Here is a 15,601-nt window from a genome sequence, read left to right on the forward strand (position 1 = left end):
CTGAACGAGAGTGAGTGTGCCCCAGTGACCAGTAGTGAAGCCTCCGCACAACGGATCCCGCCGTTTGTGTCCTTGGGGTCGGCACGTTCTGTCGCTGGGTCCGGGCTTGCCGGTATAGCAATGGCACCCGGAAGAGGTGGTAATCACCCTAAAACGGTTGGTGCTGCGTCCGCCAGCAGTGCGGTTTCACGTGAAACAACCTCCTCAGGTCGTTCGAACGTCATTGACGCCATCGATGATTCAAGTCCCATCGCCCGCGAGCTTGCCCACGAGACGAAGCGCCGTGAGCGCCTGATGGGACGTCAGCTCCCGCGTCCTGACAAGACCCGCATCTTCACGGTTTCCAACCAGAAGGGCGGGGTGGGCAAGACCACCACCACCGTGAATATTGCCGCGGCCCTGGCGGCTGCCGGACTGAACGTCCTGGTCATCGATATCGACCCCCAGGGCAACGCTTCCACCGCACTGGGAATTGAGCACCATGCCGACGTGGACAGCATCTATGACGTCCTGATCAATGACGTCCCGCTGGCGGATGTGGTTGCCCCGTGCCCGGACATTGGAAAGCTCATCTGTGCCCCGGCCACCATCCATCTTGCGGGTGCCGAGATTGAACTGGTTTCGCTTGTTGCCCGCGAACAGCGGTTGCGGCGTGCCATCGATGTCTACGCGAAGACCCGCGAGAAGAACGGTGAAGAACGCCTGGACTACGTGTTCATTGACTGCCCGCCCAGCCTGGGCCTGCTGACGGTCAACGCCTTTTGCGCCGCCAGCGAGGTTCTTATCCCCATCCAGTGCGAATACTACGCGCTGGAGGGCCTGAGCCAGCTCCTCAAGAACATCGAGATGATCCAGAAGCACCTCAACGCAGACCTCGTTGTTTCAACCATCCTCCTGACGATGTACGACGGCCGCACCAACCTCGCTGCCCAGGTGGCCGCAGAGGTACGCCAGCATTTCCCGGACCAGGTGCTCGCGGCGGTGGTTCCACGGTCCGTGCGGATTTCCGAAGCTCCCAGCTACCAGCAGACAGTCATGACGTATGATCCGTCCTCAAGTGGCGCACTGTCCTACCTGGAAGCCGCCGCTGAAATAGCCGAACGCTAAAATCTTCAATACCGCAACGCACGGAGCCAGGCTGGTCCGGGGCTCTACCACTGGAGGGATTTACCCATGAGCGAGAAGCGACGGGGCCTAGGCCGCGGTCTTGGCGCGCTGATTCCGAGTTCCGCCGCAACCAATGGGTCGGGCAACGGTGGGACGGTATCCCGGCCTGTGGATCTGTTCTTTCCCGAAGGACGGAAGAAAACTGAGCCGGTAGAACAACCCGCAGCCGAAGCCCCCGCGAAAACGCAGGACAAGGAAGCCACGGCTCGCGGCCAGCGCACCGCGGCAGGCAACGCAGCGGCTGCCACGACGGCGCCGGACAAAGACGGCGCCGGCAGGAAGTCTGCTTCCTCAAGTCCGGAAGTTCCGGCGAAAAAGACGGCTGCCAGGAAGACTTCCGCGGCCAGCTCCAATGAGTCCCCGGAATCCTCCCCCGCCGCTGAAACCCCGGCAGTCCCCGAGGTTGTGGACAGCCCTGCCGAAGACGGTCCAGTGCCGGCCGAGACCGCCGGTGCAGACTTCCGGGAGGAATCCGGTGTTGAGCTGGTGGAAGTTCCCGGTGCCCGTTTTGCGGAAATCCCGGTGTCCGACATCCATCCGAACCGCAAGCAGCCCCGAAATGTCTTCGATGAGGATGACATGGCTGAGCTGGTGCACTCGGTGCGCGAAATCGGTGTCCTCCAGCCAATTGTGGTCCGCACCTCAACCGAATCCGGTAGCGAGCCCTATGAACTGGTCATGGGTGAGCGCCGCTGGCGCGCCGTACAGGCAGCGGGCCTGGAAACCATCCCCGCCATCATCCGTGACACAACGGACGATGACCTGCTCCGGGATGCGCTGCTTGAAAACCTGCACCGCAGCCAGCTGAACCCCCTCGAAGAAGCGGCGGCCTACCAGCAGCTCCTCGAAGACTTCGGCACCACCCACGAGCAGCTGGCGGATCGCATCGGCCGCTCCCGGCCCCAGGTATCCAACACGCTCCGCCTGTTGAAGCTGCCCCCGCTGGTTCAGCGGCGTGTTGCGGCGGGTGTGCTGTCTGCCGGCCATGCCAGGGCGCTTCTCTCCCTTCCCGATGCTGCAGCCATGGAACGGCTTGCGCAGAAAATTGTCGCAGAGGGAATGTCTGTCCGCGCTACTGAAGAAGCGGTTACCCTCTACCAGGATCCGGCCAAGCCCGCCAAGAACAATATCCCGCGTCCCGGAGCACGGCACGAACGCCTGGACTACCTGGCATCCTCGCTGTCGGACCGCCTTGATACCAACGTCAAAATCTCCCTTGGTGTCAGGAAGGGTAAGGTCAGTATCGAGTTCGCCAGCGTAGAAGACCTGAACAGGATCATGGATGTCTTGGCTCCAGGTTCAACCAACTGATTCAAAGTTAGAAGGCCCGGTTCGTTGCGAATCGGGCCTTTTTGTTTTGGTGATCATTGCCCGTGGTTCCCATGGTTGGTTGATGAGGCTGTTTTCAGGCCGTTGTGTCGTTCAACCGTCCCCCAGCTAGTCCCCGAACCCTGCCTATTCCTGGTTGTTCCTGGCTGGCTTCCGCGGGGTTGCCGGCGTACATGGTGCGGCTGCACTTGTTCTGTCAGATTGGTGGCGTGCACGGGGCCGATTTAGTGCCGCCGGGAGGCCGGACAGCAGCCCCAACTCCATCTATGTACGTGCGCAGCGGTAAGTTGCAGATCCGCCATACTGGGCCCACGCTAGACGCGGGCGTCGGTGCCGGTGTCACAGAACGGTGTTCCTGACCTTTATGCGCCGGCCAGTTGTGGTGTGGTCTTTGGTGGGCCAAGGACTCATGGGCTGGTTACCCTCGTTCTTGTTTCACGTGAAACAAGGGTGAGCCCCGCCGCCTTCTGCGGTGGAATTGCTCCGCAAATCACCCCGCAAGGCCGCTTAGTGCGATGCTGCGGTGATCTGTGGCTTGCCGCCAAAGTCCGGTAACTGCACGCTCGGCCACACTCCACCCTTCTGCTGGACGCTCGCGTGGAGGACTTGCCAGATCTTGGTGAATGTAGCGCCATTGCTGGAGCGTTTTGCTCTGCATGGGGTTTCCGTCTGGGTTGAAATATTCGGCAAACGCGGCTGGTAACCGAGAATCCGGGCGCTTCGATGGACGCCCCGATTCGCGGAAGACCCAGGTTCTTGACGTTTCGCGCTTCAGCGGCACATCGGCGTCAGGTTCGGTAATTGCGGGAACATGCCCAGTGCCATATTGAGTGCGTCCGGTCCTGACACCTCGTGTGCGCAGAGAATCTCGTAGACGTCCTCGACGTGGACGACCTGGGCCGACTGTCATAGCACTATAGCCATGGAACTTCTTCAATCCTGGTGATACCCCGGAGCCATGGCGCAGGCAAAAGTTCACTATGCAAGGGTCCCCCGTATCTAGGAATGCGTTCGCGTCCACGTGCGCGGGGTTACCGTCACGCGGCTGCTCGCGGGTGTCAGTCAAGCATGACATTTCACGTGAAACAGCCAGCTGCCATGGGGTTCGGCTGCCCGCTGAGCCAGTGGACCACGACGTGGATCCTTGATACCGATGATGCTGGACCCTTGCGGGAAGGCTACGCTCCGCGTTTCACGTGAAACATGTGCGCTTGCTATGGGTACCAGGCTCGACTGGAAGGCGTCATCCGTCAGCCCAGCAGTAATGCCGGCCCCACCAGAGTAGAGCGGACTCTATGGCCTTCGCCTCGCGTGCTCGCTCCCACACCGCTGTTCGATGCCTGCTTGGCCTCCGGCCTTATCTGGGGCGCCATAATTGTTTCCTGGCCACTGGTCGTCTCTTCGTGACGAGTCCGCCTTATTTGGTAGCGGAGCCATATGTGGTGCTGTTCTCTGGAACGTGTCGCCGTCGCTGAGTGGGTGGGCGCCGATCACTGAGTGCGGGGCTGGGATTCACCTGGATGTTGATGGCTCGCGGATTGCAGATGCGTGACCTCGTAATGGAAGGGGCACAGTCGTGGCCACGTACCGGCAATGTCCTACTGGTATGCGCGCTACTTTGCACCAGCCACTGTACCGGGAGGCGCGGCCGAAAGGGTGGTCTGCTTCGAAGCTCTTGAGGACCAGGAGAGGGGCTGGATAGGGTCATCACGGTACTGGCTTCTTGCGCTTCCAGAGGTGACTAACCAAAAGCCCCATCGCGGGTGGCACATATCCCTGTCCTGTTGGCCGGCAGGAGGTCCCATGGCTCCCTTGGCGCAGTTGCCGGCGGAGCAGAGATGCCACGGGCTTGTGTGACCAATTTCATCGGTGGATATCCCTGTGGATAACGGTGTGGATAACTCTGGCGGCAGGTGTGGGTAAGACTCCATGTGCTAAACCGTCAGTCGGGGGTCCAAGACGACCGTTCCCGCCGCGCGCGCCATCCGGCTCGGAGCGTGGGTATGCGTTTCACGTGAAACGATCCTCAATGTCGTCTGCAGCACCCGCGTACGCTGAGAGATAGCACCCGACTGGTTGATTGGTGGCTTTCGTGGACGCACCTCCCCATCTCGGAACCGTTCGGCCTGCATTTGCACACGGATAACCGCTCGGACAACTCCTGATATGCCAGCAGTAAAGTCTGCCATGTGATGGGGATCAGATCTGCGGAAGCTGCAGCGGCTGTGGATAAGTATGTGGATACTGACGCGATTGGCATGTGGAAAACTTTGTGTACAACTCTGCGCGCACGGTGGGGGTGACGGGTCGCAGGGCGGCTAAGCCGCAGGCGCGAATGCGTGGAGCTTCCGACCGGGACAGGGACATGCCCCTGCTCCAATTCACAGTGGATATCGTTTCGTGGGGCGCTGAACGGGGGGCTCCGATCCACATGTCCACGCTGGGCCATCAGCCTGGCGGTCTAGCTGCTGCTGCATTGGTTTGTGCCGTCGGCTGGAGCCCCCAGGCCGTGGTGTCGAAACGCACACACAGTGTGAATGCGTCGTGAACCAGGTGAGATTGCCGCGCTTGGCCCTTAGTACGATCCTTGTTGCCTTTGCCGACCGCGAGGTGGGGCGGACGGTCGCATCGATCAGTGCGCGACCGTCCAGTAAGTGATAGCGGCATCTCGGTAACCGAGGTCGGATAAGCGCTTGGATAAACGAAGCAAGGGGGTCCTACGTACCGATACTCATACCGCGTTGCGCCGTAGGGTTTCCGTTACTCCTTCAGTGGTGCGGGGCTACCCTTACTGCCCGTCCCCGGTCTGAATCGCGGGCCGAGAGTGGAGATGTTTCACGTGAAACGCCGCGCACTCCCCTGTGCTTGTCATGTTTCACGTGAAACACTTCTGCGCTCCGGCGGAGCCCTGGATGCCTCTAATATGGCTAACGCCCTGCCATAGAATTTCCAAGTGTTCCGGAGTACGTGAGACCTCTACGGCCCACCGCAGGACCAGGGTGCACCGACTGTAGCCCGGACATGGGCGACAACAGATGCAGCGGCCTCGCTGGGCCAGCATCTCTAAACGTCAGATTCCGTACATGCCCACAATTGCACCTCACATCATGCCCGACTTTCTGTGTTCGGGCCAGGATCGGCTGTGCCTATAGTTTGGGAGCGGGGAACTATCACCGTTCTCCTTCACCCCGCGTCAAGATGGTGAATTCCTGGCCGTACTGTGCCGGTTTCGGTCCGGTTGCAACTTCGTCCCCTCGTGACGCTCCAAAGCGACCTGGAAGTGCTGGGAGGACCGCAGCTCCACCCTCCCCGCGCGTCAGGGTCTCCGGCTGCACGTAATGAATTCTCTGGTCGAACAAGCTTCGCGGCCTTGGGAATAGTTCGATAGTTGTGCTCTGCCTGACATACAGGAGGTCGGAACCAGAAATAGCCCACCGGATCGCGGCGAGCGTGATTCATCGCTGCTCACCGAATTGGGGGCAGCTAAAGCTCCACACCGCCATCCCATTTCTCGGGTGGTCAAGCGAGGCGAACACGGCTCGCACGCTCTCAAGAAGGGGGGACGCACAAATTCATTGCCACGCTAGTTACGGTCGCCTAGTCCTGCTTACCCCAGGGCGGCATGACTCAAGTTCGGCACCCAGTCCACCCAGACGGATGTTTCACGTGAAACGCGACCTACTAGTAGCTGGAGGCAGTAACCCGTTGTGCGGCCCGAATGGTTGGTCCACAGTCCCGTACGAAGTACGTCGCCAGCGAAAAGGCCCTGGTAGTGCAGACTAAGCGTTTCATGCCCTCTCGAACGAATGTTTCACGTGAAACCCTGTCTTACCCGTCCCATCTCAATGGTCGCAGACAAAAAATTGGCCACCGCCCCGGGGCGATGGCCAACTTTGTGCAGATCCCACTTCCTGCCTACCGCAGGGAGGGGTGCTCAGGAGAGAACGTCTGCGAATTCCTTTTCGAAGAACTGCTTTGGCTTGGCACCGATAACTGTGCTCTTCACTTCGCCACCCTGGAAAAGGTAAACGGCAGGAATGGAAGTGATTCCATACTCAGCGGCGATGGCAGGGTTGTCGTCTACGTTGACCTTGACGACGTCAACCTTTTCACCATACTCCACGGAAATCTCATCCAGGATAGGTCCGAGCTTGCGGCAGGGCCCGCACCATTCGGCCCAGAAGTCCACGATTACCGGCTTTTCGGCGGACAGAACGTCGGAGCCGAAACTTGCGTCAGTTACATCTTTAGCGTTGCTCATAACCTTATCTTTCTCTTCGGATAACAGTGGGGGCAGATTATGCCGGCAGGTCGGCCAGGTAGTGCTCGACGTCTATTGCCGCGACACAGCCGGAACCGGAGGCGGTGATGGCCTGGCGGTAGGTAGGGTCAACAACGTCTCCGGCAGCGAAGACGCCGGGAAGGCTGGTACGGGAGCTGCGACCCTCCACGGCGATGGTTCCCTCAGGCGTCAGCGCGAGGACATCCTTTACGAGGTCCGTACGGGGATCGTTGCCGACAGCGACGAAGACACCTGTCACTGCGAGGTCTGACAAAGATCCGTCCAACAGGTTCTTCAACCGAATACCCGTCACTTTGTCCGTTCCCAGGACATCGTCCACGGTGCTGTTCCACACAAAGTTGATCTTGTCGTGTGCCAGTGCCCGGTCCGCCATGATCTTTGAGGCTTTCAGCGAATCGCGGCGGTGAACAACCGTTACCGATTTCGCAAACTTGGTGAGGAACAGGGCCTCCTCCATGGCGGAATCGCCACCGCCGATTACGGCGATGTCTTGATCCTTGAAAAAGAAACCGTCACAGGTTGCGCACCAGCTGACACCGTGCCCGGACAGGCGCTTCTCGTTAGGCAGGCCAAGTTCCCTGTATGCGGAACCAGTGGAGAGAATGACCGCCTTCGCCTTGAAGGTCTCCCCCGTGGCGATGGTCACCGTCTTGATGGCGCCCTCAAGTTCGAGCGTGGTTACATCCTCGAACTGGATCTCGGTACCAAAGCGTGCCGCCTGCTTCTCGAAGTTCTCCATGAGGTCCGGCCCCATGATCCCTTCCGGAAAGCCGGGGTAGTTTTCAACGTCGGTGGTGTTCATCAACTCCCCGCCGGCGGTCACTGACCCCGCCAGCAGCAGAGGCTTGAGGTTCGCCCTGGCTGTGTAGACGGCGGCCGTGTAGCCCGCCGGGCCGGAGCCCACAATGATGACGTCGCGAACGCCGGACGCCGTCTTCTCTTCGATGGTCACTGGACCGTGAACCTCTTCCTTGTTCGACTCGCCTCCCCGTGGAGGCCGGCCACATGGCACAACTGTGTCCGCGTGCTGAATATTCCAGCGCCCGGGCAAGGTGAACCATCGGGGAAGTCAGAGGACCAGCCGTCGCAGGGCGCTCTTTCCAGACTACATTCCCGCTGCGGGTGCCGGTGGGCGGCAGTAACAGCGCCGGTAACACCCGCAGGCGGAAAGACGCCTACTGGACCTTGATTTCAGCCAGCCGGAGACCGTAGCCGTAGCGGGTCTTGGGAGCCGCCAGCTTGGGAAGGGAATTGATGGAGACAATCACGTACTGTGCCTGCACCGGTTCCGGAAGGGGCATGTTCAGGTCTGTGGACGTGAAGCTGTTGGTTCCTACTGCCTTTGCTCCGTCCATGGTGGGCCGGTCATTGGTGTAGACCGTGATGTTGCCCCCCGATCCCCCGAGCTGGGAGAGCGTGATGGAGGAGACAGTGGCCGCGCTCTTCAGCTTCACAACGAGGGGGACGCCCTGCGGGGCCAGGCCACCCCAGTTTTCCGTGGCGAATTCCATATCGGACCAGTAGCTGGCGGCATTGCCGTCGTAGGCCTTGACCAGATCGCCATCGAAGGTGGCGGCGAAGTCGAAGTTCCCCTGCCGGCTGACGCTCTCGATGGCCGGCGGAACGGCGGGCGGCGCCGACGGTGCTGCCTGAGTGGCAGGCGCTGATGCCTGGGAGTTGGTGGTTGCGGGGCCAGCTGTCGGCTTGGCCTGAGGCCCCGGCGTAAAGAGGCTGCCCAGGTTGGTCACGGCGAAGATCAGGCCGGCGATCAGCACAACGGCCAGGAGCCCGCCCACCAGCCAGCGCATGGATCGGGGCTGGTTTTCGGACTCATCACGATCGTCGTCGTCATCCTCGGCACGGTCCGCGAAGGCGACGCCGGCGGTAGCGGGCGCAGCCGCACGTGCAAAGAGGGCTGCCTTCCCCTTGACTGGATGCGATTCCTGCGGGGATTCGTGGGTCTCCTCGTAGTGGTCCTGATCCCCTGACTGCGCATAGTCGTCGTCGGACCACAGGGAAACCTTGGGCGTCCGGTCCTCAGCGGTTGGCTGGACCTGCTGCCGTGGGGTGCTTGCGGCAGCGGTATCGTTGGGTCCTGTGTCCGCCTCCGCAGCGCTGGCGCGTCCGGACTGGGACTGGGCATTGGTTGCCACCGGCTGCGCTGCGGTGGCATCCGGATCCATCCGGGAGGACCCGTTTCCCTTGTTCGAAGCAGCACCTGCAGCCCCACCGGCCGCTGCAGCAGCAGCCGCTGCGGCCGCACCAGCGCCCGGAGCGGCCCCGGCAGCGCGCACTGGTGCGGCGGGCTGCTGGGCAGCGGGACGAACGGACGGCCTGGGCGGTACGGCCGGCGCTGAACGGTATGGATCAACCTGGCTGGGGTGCGAATCGGCGTAGTTGATGTATCCGGCGTCGACGTGGTCTTCCTCGTCGTACGGCTCCGGCTCGTGCGACCGCGGCTGGCCGAAGATTTCACTGCCCAGCGTGTCCGTGAAGAATGGCTCCACGTACGGCGGATTGGGCGCAACCACCAAGTCCAGCAGGTCGGCGGCGGATGTGTGGTTGGTGATGAGGTAGGTGGCGTCCTCGGTGACGCCAAGGTCCAGGACCTGAACGGTGCCGGGACGTTCGCCGGTGGCGACTTCGCGGGCGCTCTGCGCAACCTGTTCGGTGTTCTCCGGGCCGGCAACCAGGATGCTGACCGGGCGGTTGAGGACCTGGTCCACACCGTCCAGCACCAGATCGTGGTCGTGCGAGGCCAACACTGTGGCGGTGACCTTGTAGCGGCCGCCCAGTACTGATCCGACGTCGATCGGGTTGGACACGTGTTCCTCCTAGACTGTCCGGGATTGCCGGTCTGATGACGCAACCGCCGTTCGGGTGCCGCGCACGGCAAACCCGTAATGCAACTACCCCTGTACCTGTTCGATCCTAGCCGATCCGCCCCAAACGGCTGCGGAGAAGACGTGCGCCAGACCGGACGGAATTTACTTTTTCCGCTTGCGCCTGGTCTTGAAATACGGGTTCTCGCCGGGCTTCCCCTGGTAGGTGCGGCGGCCGGGAAGCGGGATCTGTTCCCTGAGCAGGCCGCCGCGGGCGGTGCCGGGCTGGTCCTCCCCCGGCAGGTAGGCGTCCCCGGCACCCTGGGCCGTGCCGCCGTCGTACATCTGCGGACGGTGCGTCCCACGCTGCGGGTCCGGGCCGGCGCGGAAGGAGACGGCGTCGAATTCACCGGAGATACGGGGGATAAGGCCGGTATCAACGGACGTGGTGGCCCGCTCCGGGCGGTGGCCGCGCTCCCCGTCCACAGCTTCAGCGGGAGGGGACGACGGCGCGTCCCCGGCGTCCGGAGCAGGGGCCTGGCTGCCGCGGCCAAACCTGCCCAGCAGGGGCCGGAGCATGTCGGTGAGCTCTGAGACCCGGAACAGCTTGAGAAGGACGAAGTACACCACCAGCATGACGGGTCCCACCACAATGACGGTGACCAGGGCAGTGATCCGGTTCTGCCATGCGAAACCGTCCGGGTTGTAGCTGCCCATGAGCCACAGGGCGCCCGCACCGGCGATTGCCGAACCGAGGGCCGCGTACCCCATGCGGATGTAGGAGTTGGCGATCCGTGGGCCGTCGAGGTGGCCCAGCATGCGCCGCAGGAAGAACGCGCTGATGACCACCGAGAGGATGTTGCCCACCATGTAGAGGACGGCAATGGCGTAGATGATCTGGCCCACCGGCAGGAACTGGATGGCAAACGCCCCCGCCACGTACACCACGGCGAGCAGCAGCTGGACATAGAACGGCGTGCGGGCGTCCTCGTTGGCGTAGAACACGCGGGACATCATGAAGTTGGCACTCATGAACGGAGTGCTGAGGGCCAGGATGGTGAGCGTCTGGGCCAGCATGACGCCGTCCTGCCGCAGTCCGCCGGAGAAGAACATGCCCAGCGGACCGGCCAGGGCAAACAGTGCCAGCGCCCCGAACACAGTGGCCACGGCCATGGTCCGCAGGCCGTGGGAGAGGGCATCGCGCAGTTCAGCCCGGTTGCCGTCCTGCGATGCCCGCGTCATCCGGTTGAAGAGCACGGTGGCCAGCGACAGGGCAATGATCGAGTGCGGCAGCAGGTACAGCTGGCTGGCCACTTCAAGGACCGCGTTGCCGGGCAGCGTGTATGCCGACGGGTCCCCCGCCTGCTGCAGGCGGATGCGTTCGGCGCCGGGAATGGTGGCGATGCGCATAACGTACAGGAAGGCGAGCTGCCCGACGGCGGCCGTCAGGAGCGTCCATACGCTCAGCCTGGCTGCGTGGCCCAGCCCCACGCCGCGCCAGCCAAACCGTGGCCGGAGGCCGAGCTTCAGCCGGAAGACCGGGACCAGCAGGATGGCTGTCTGGGACAGCACGCCGATGGTGGAGAATCCTGCCACCAGGAGCGTTTGCGTTGATCCCCAGTTGTCCAGGTTGTGCGGGTTGACCTCGTTGCTGCCGAAAATCCAGATGAACATGCCCAGGCCGGCGATGGCCACCAGGTTGTTCATGATGGGCGCCCACATGGCAGGGCCAAAGGCGCCGTTGGCGTTCAGGACCTGGGTGAGCAGGGCGTAAAGGCCGTAGAAGAAGATCTGCGGCAGGCACCAGAACGCGAAGGTGACCGCCAGGGCCTTTTGCTGGGGTGAATAGCCCTGGGTGGTCAGTTCGATCACGCCGGGAGCTGCCAGGGTGACCAGGGCCGTCAGGCCGAACAGGAGCAGGACAGCCAGCGTCAGCAGCCGGCTGATGTAGTCCGCTCCCCTGTCCGGAGCCTTGCTGGCCTTGATGATCTGTGGGACCAGGACCGCGTTGAACACGCCGCCGGCCACCAGGAGGAAGATCAGGTTGGGCAGGTTGTTGGCGTTGATGAACGTGTCATTGACCGTTGAGCCCAGGCCCAGGGCGGTACCGAGCATCCAGGTCTTGCCGAAGCCCAGGAAACGCGAAACCAGCGTTCCGGCGGCCATGATGGCGCTGGAACGGGTTTCGCTGGGGCCAGCGGCCACGGGCTGGGCCAGGTCCGGAGCGGCCGGCTCCGGGGGCACGCCGTCGGGTGCCGCGTCATCGGGCCGGCCGGACCGGTCGGAAGGAAAGTTGGTAGCTGACATCGACTTCATCGTCTCACCCACCGGCACTTAACACCGCAATGGCGACGGCGGCGTCCGGGCTTAGAGGTGTCCGGGCAGGACGTCACGGGCGAGGTCGGCGATGCGGCGTTCGTTGGGGAATGACAGCTTCCGGGCAAGTTCCTGGATGGGGACCCACGCCACGTCCACGGCTTCCTGGTCGGGATCGTTCTCGATGGTGAGTTCGCCGCCGGTGGCCCGCAGGAGGTAGTGGTGCACGGTCTTGTGGACCCGGTGGCCGCTGACGGTGAACCAGTAGTCGATGCTGCCAAGCGGCGCCAGGATGGTGCCCTCGATGCCGGTTTCCTCGGCAATCTCACGGACCGCGGCCTCTTCGTTGTTTTCCTTGCCCTCCGGATGGCCCTTGGGCAGGCACCACTCGAGGCGGCCACCCCTATTAAGGCGGGCGATGATCGCAACCCTCAACCCGGCGTCGGACGTATCCACCACGACACCGCCGGCCGAGACTTCCTCGACCGTAGGCAGCGACGCCGGTGCCGATTGCTGGGCAGGGGCAACGTGCGCCCCGATTGCCGACGGCAATGGTGCGTTCGTCCTCCTGCCTGGAGCGCTCGGTACTGGATGGGCCATGGAGTCCACTCTAACGACTGTTGCCCTTCCGTGATGACCGGAACATGACACCAACATGGACAGGATATGACGCACTTTCCGGCGGCGAAGGTCAATTGGCCCGGATCGTGACGCTTTTTGGACTGCCGCGGCGCTGGTTTCTGCCAAGCTTAAGGAACTATGTCGCACGCACATCACAAGATTGATTCCCACACTGTCGACTTCAAAGTGGACCCGGTGGTCCTGGAGCTCGGCCGGCGCTTCGTGGACGCCGGCCACGAGCTGTCCCTGGTGGGCGGTCCGGTGCGTGACCTGTTCCTTGGGCGGACCTCCCCCGACCTTGACTTCACCACCGACGCCACGCCGGACCAGACCGTGGCCCTGATCAAAAAGTGGGCGGACAACTTCTGGGAAATCGGGCGCGCCTTCGGCACCATTGGCATGCGCAAGGCCGGCTTCCAGATTGAGATCACCACGTACCGGGCCGAGGCGTACGATCCCGATTCGCGCAAGCCCGTGGTGGCGTTCGGTTCCTCGCTGACTGATGACCTGCTGCGCCGCGACTTCACCATTAACGCCATGGCGTTGAAGCTGCCCTCCATGGAGCTGGTGGACCCCTTCGGCGGCGTCCGCGACCTCCACGCCTCCGTGCTGGCCACCCCCGGCGCGCCGGAAGCGTCCTTCTCCGACGATCCCCTGCGGATGATGCGGGCCGCCAGGTTCGCCGCGCAGCTGGGCGTCTCGGTCCACGATGACGTGCGGGACGCAATGACAGGCATGGCGGACCGGATCAAAATCATCTCCGCCGAGCGCGTGCGGGATGAACTGGTCAAGCTGATTTGCGGTGCCCGGCCACGGACGGGCATCGACCTCCTGGTGGAAACCGGGCTGGCCGAGCATGTACTGCCCGAGGTTTCCGCCCTCCGCCTCGAATCCGACGAGCACCACCGGCATAAGGACGTCTACCAGCACTCGCTCCAGGTCCTGGAGCAGGCAGCCGAGCTCGAAACCGACGCGGAGGGTCCGGTGCCCGGACCGGACTTCGTGCTGCGCTTCGCTGCATTGATGCACGACGTCGGGAAGCCGGCTACGCGCCGCTTCGAACCGGGCGGCGCGGTGAGCTTCCGGCACCACGACATGGTGGGTGCCAAGCTCACCTCCAAGAGGATGAAGGCGCTGCGGTTCGACAATGACACCATCAAGGCCGTGGCACGCCTGGTGGAGCTCCACATGCGCTTCTACGGCTACGGCGACGCCGGCTGGAGCGACTCGGCCGTCCGCCGGTACGTGACCGATGCTGGTCCGCTGCTGGAGCGCCTGCACCGCCTGACCCGCTCCGACGTCACCACCCGGAACCAGCGCAAGGCCGAGCGCCTGGCCTTCGCCTACGACGACCTCGAAGCCCGCATCGCCGCACTCCGGGAACAGGAGTCCCTGGACGCAGTTCGCCCGGACCTGGACGGGGCCAGGATCATGGCCGTGCTGGGACTCAAACCGGGGCCTGTGGTGGGCCGCGCCTACAAGTTCCTCCTGAATGAACGGATGGAACACGGACCACTGCCCACCGCGGAAGCTGAGGCGCGCCTGCTCCGGTGGTGGGCCGAACAGCCTGAATCAGCACCTGCCGGACCCGGCCCTGGAGTCTCTTCCGCCGCCGTCGAACCTTCACCCGTTGAGGAGTCCAAGTGACCAACCCCGCCTTTGCCCCGCGCCCCCAGCTCTGGATCCTCCGCCACGGCGAAACCGAATGGTCAAAGAGCGGGCAGTACACCGGCCTCACCGATCTCCCCCTCACGGTGGAAGGCGAGCAGCAGGCCGTGGAGGCCCGCAAGGTGCTGGACGGCGTCGACTTCGACCTGGTGCTCACGTCCCCGCTGCGGCGGGCACGGCGGACAGCCGAACTCGCCGGCTTCCCCGATGCCCGGCATGAACCGCTCGCGGTCGAATGGAACTATGGCGACTACGAGGGCATCAGTTCGGACCTGATCCGCAAGGACAACCCCGACTACCTGATCTGGACCCACGGCGTGCCCAACGGGGAGACACTCGACGAGGTTGCCGCCAGGGCGGACAAGATCATCGGCCGGATCCTGGAATCCGGGATGGACAATGTGCTGATCGTGGCGCACGGGCACTTCTCCCGGATCCTCACCGCGCGCTGGCTGGAATTGCCGCCCACGGAAGGCCGGCATTTCATCCTGGGCACGGCGAAGGTCTGCACGCTTGGATGGGATAAGAAGACCCCCGCCATTGTCCGCTGGGGCCTCTAAATACCCCTATTCAAAAGTTTTCTTCTTTTCTCCGGAAATTGCTGGTCTTCCGCGAATTCCTGGGGTACCTTTATTCCTGACCCCACGGCAATCTGCCGGGGTCAAAGACCGCATTGCAATCCACGCAGCGGACAGTAGAAAAGGAGGTTGGGATAATGATGACTTTGACTGGCGAATGGAATGCCTCCATCAATGCATTCCCGGCCTTTGCTGATCCTGTGCGCGTGGCTTCGGTCAACTCGGGTTACCGCCGGCCGGCGGACCTCCCGGGCCTGCTGCGACGCCGCTAGGCGCCAGCCACCTGGCCGCGGGCCACGGTGCCAGTACCGTCAAGGCCCAGGCGGGACTCCATGTCCAAGACGGGCCGTCCAGGTCGGACCACCGTGCTTCTCCGCTGACTTCCGGGAACTGCTGCTGCCCAGGCCTCCCCTTCGCGCCGCATAGTCCCGCATTTGCCACAGCTCTCCCACCGGCATTGCGGTTCACTCCCGGCTCCCGGTAGTCCGCGCTGCCACTGCGCTCCTGCGCAATTCCACTAATTCCCTCGGTAAATTCCTTGCGCCCAAATTTCCGCGCTTTTGCGCACTGAAAAGGGGTGCTAATTCGCCATGCACTTTTGTGCCTTATAACCGAAGAAAGGAGGTGGCTACCTTGATGCAAAAAATCATGGGACTCCTGTCCCGGCCCCTGCAGCGCCGCAGTTCCTTTAACAGCGCCCTGCTGGAGCAGCACCGGAACGACGTTTTCGTGCTCATGCACCAGCAAATAGGTGGCCTGCGCTGAAGGGCCGGCCCCCAAACCCCCGGCAGGGGGCC

General features: G+C 62.9%; 11 protein-coding genes. 6 read left to right on the plus strand and 5 right to left on the minus strand.

Going from position 1 to position 15,601, the window contains the following annotated elements; genetic code table 11:
* Positions 1-24 precede the first annotated feature (24 nt).
* Complete coding sequence (locus tag AC6JAM_RS08800) at positions 25-1,107, plus strand: ParA family protein (protein WP_269208639.1); 1,083 nt, start codon at positions 25-27, stop codon at positions 1,105-1,107.
* Between the two features lie 66 nt (positions 1,108-1,173).
* The gene (locus AC6JAM_RS08805) at positions 1,174-2,478 is read left to right on the plus strand and encodes a ParB/RepB/Spo0J family partition protein (protein ID WP_223993177.1); all 1,305 of its coding nucleotides are present in this window, start codon (positions 1,174-1,176) and stop codon (positions 2,476-2,478) included.
* Between the two features lie 3,952 nt (positions 2,479-6,430).
* On the opposite strand, the gene trxA is transcribed toward AC6JAM_RS08805, so the two are convergent.
* The 5 genes from trxA to AC6JAM_RS08830 form a co-directional block, all read right to left on the minus strand.
* Positions 6,431-6,757 carry a thioredoxin gene (gene trxA, locus AC6JAM_RS08810; protein WP_018769869.1) on the minus strand — a complete coding sequence of 109 codons (327 nt, stop codon included), beginning with the start codon at positions 6,755-6,757 and terminating at the stop codon, positions 6,431-6,433.
* Positions 6,758-6,794: 37 nt separating this feature from the next.
* Complete coding sequence (gene trxB / locus AC6JAM_RS08815; protein WP_497934496.1) at positions 6,795-7,751, minus strand: thioredoxin-disulfide reductase; 957 nt, start codon at positions 7,749-7,751, stop codon at positions 6,795-6,797.
* 223 nt (positions 7,752-7,974) lie between these two features.
* Complete coding sequence (locus tag AC6JAM_RS08820) at positions 7,975-9,624, minus strand: discoidin domain-containing protein (RefSeq protein ID WP_497934497.1); 1,650 nt, start codon at positions 9,622-9,624, stop codon at positions 7,975-7,977.
* Positions 9,625-9,786: 162 nt separating this feature from the next.
* Positions 9,787-11,928: a murein biosynthesis integral membrane protein MurJ gene (gene murJ, locus AC6JAM_RS08825; RefSeq protein WP_223993162.1), complete on the minus strand. Its 2,142-nt coding sequence runs from the start codon at positions 11,926-11,928 to the stop codon at positions 9,787-9,789.
* Between the two features lie 60 nt (positions 11,929-11,988).
* Positions 11,989-12,489: an NUDIX hydrolase gene (locus AC6JAM_RS08830; RefSeq protein WP_018769865.1), complete on the minus strand. Its 501-nt coding sequence runs from the start codon at positions 12,487-12,489 to the stop codon at positions 11,989-11,991.
* 207 nt (positions 12,490-12,696) lie between these two features.
* On the opposite strand from AC6JAM_RS08830, the gene AC6JAM_RS08835 reads away from it, so the two are divergent.
* The 4 genes from AC6JAM_RS08835 to AC6JAM_RS08850 all read left to right on the plus strand — a co-directional run bounded on the left by AC6JAM_RS08835 (position 12,697) and on the right by AC6JAM_RS08850 (position 15,569).
* The gene (locus AC6JAM_RS08835) at positions 12,697-14,205 is read left to right on the plus strand and encodes a CCA tRNA nucleotidyltransferase (RefSeq protein WP_056392343.1); all 1,509 of its coding nucleotides are present in this window, start codon (positions 12,697-12,699) and stop codon (positions 14,203-14,205) included.
* Positions 14,202-14,786, plus strand: coding sequence for a histidine phosphatase family protein (locus tag AC6JAM_RS08840; RefSeq protein ID WP_018769863.1), 585 nt, complete (start codon positions 14,202-14,204; stop codon positions 14,784-14,786). The genes AC6JAM_RS08835 and AC6JAM_RS08840 overlap by 4 nt, the downstream gene beginning before the upstream one ends.
* A 155-nt stretch (positions 14,787-14,941) precedes the next feature.
* Positions 14,942-15,076 (plus strand): hypothetical protein, encoded by a 135-nt coding sequence (locus AC6JAM_RS08845; RefSeq protein ID WP_018769862.1) that lies wholly within the window; start codon positions 14,942-14,944, stop codon positions 15,074-15,076.
* Positions 15,077-15,437: 361 nt separating this feature from the next.
* On the plus strand, positions 15,438-15,569 hold the full coding sequence (locus AC6JAM_RS08850) for a hypothetical protein (RefSeq protein WP_261377430.1): 132 nt from the start codon (positions 15,438-15,440) through the stop codon (positions 15,567-15,569).
* Positions 15,570-15,601: the final 32 nt, after the last annotated feature.

The sequence above is a fragment of the Arthrobacter sp. GmRoot5-12 genome (assembly GCF_059739365.1).